Annotated in this window: 1 protein-coding gene; it reads right to left on the reverse strand. The window is 50.4% G+C overall.

Going from position 1 to position 1323, the window contains the following annotated elements; genetic code table 11:
• On the reverse strand, nucleotides 1-1323 hold a 1323-nt coding region (locus WG89_RS28615; RefSeq protein WP_153301903.1), incomplete at both ends, for a hypothetical protein.

A 1323-nucleotide genomic window follows, 5' to 3' on the forward strand; every position in this document is an offset into this window, starting at 1 on the left:
CAGATGCAGTTTTAAGCCTTTTTTGGCTGGATGGGCTTCTTCGATGTGACCGGTGAACTCATGATGAGTGGCAGTGGTCGTGTAACTGTCAAGGGTAACGACAGGTCCGGTGGTGTCGATGCCCACCTGATCCTGTTTGCTGTCTTTATCTTCACCCAGGGAGGCCGTTACCAGAACGTCTTTCACGCCTTCCTGACCGGAAAGAGCGGCCTGAAGTGATTCCGGAGAGATATCCAGTTTCCAGGCATTATTGGTGTCTGCGGTGGCTGTGCCGAAATCATGGCCGGCAATGGTGACGCTGACCTGACTGCCTTCTTTGGCAGAACCCGACAGTTTGAGTGTTTTTTGTAAGTTAATCCATTCTGGCGGCTTGGTAAGAGTCAATCCCAGGTCCACAGCAGCTTCAGAACCTGATTCGGCTGTTGGTTGAACACTGCAGGTTTTTTGCAGAGTGCTCTTTTGACCCAACTGATCTTCTGCTGTCAATAAGAGCTGATAGTCACTGCCTGTACTCTGGGGTTGAGTTCCCGTTGCTGTCCATTTGCCCTCTGTTGGGTAAGTGACGGTGAGGGTATCAATTACCTGACCATCACTGTTCAGCAGTTTGGCTTCAAAGGTTTTAGGATGAGCTTCCTGAATCGTTCCTGTGAATGAGGGTATGGAGTCTGTGCTTACATCGGAGTCCAGAGTGACCTGAGGCGCTGTCTTATCGACAGTAATGGTGGCACTGGTTTGGTCCGTTACGCCATTCAGAGAGGCTCTGATATTGACCTGCATTGCACCTTCAGGCAGGTCTTTCAATTGTTCAGGGCTAATCAACAGTTCCCAGGTGTTATTTGGATGGGCGGTCACGGTGCCAAAGGCTTGACCTCCCATTTCCACTGCAACGGTACTGCCTTCTTTTGCATGACCTGAGATCGACAGAGTTTTGCCAAAATGGGTGAGCTTGGGTAGACCATCCAGCACCAGATTAACGGGAACGGGAATAGCGGGTTCAGGTGTTTCTGAAGGTTCAGGTTCTTTAACCTCTGGAGCCTTGAGGTCAAAGCGTAATTTATCAGAAGAGAGGTTACCGACTGCATCCCTGCTACTGGCCAGCAGCAGATAATGATCACCCGGTGTGAGAGCTTCCCTGTGCTCGATGCTGGCAGTCCACTGATTACCCTCAACTTTTGGGGTCAGCTTGATGTAATGGCTCTGGTCGCTGGAGCCTTTCTCCATATCAACCAGATGCAGTTTTAAGCCTTTTTTGGCTGGATGGGCTTCTTCGATGTGACCGGTGAACTCATGATGAGTGGCAGTGGTCGTGTAACTGTCAAGGGT

It is taken from the genome of Endozoicomonas arenosclerae (genome assembly GCF_001562015.1).
Lineage (GTDB): Bacteria > Pseudomonadota > Gammaproteobacteria > Pseudomonadales > Endozoicomonadaceae > Endozoicomonas_A > Endozoicomonas_A arenosclerae.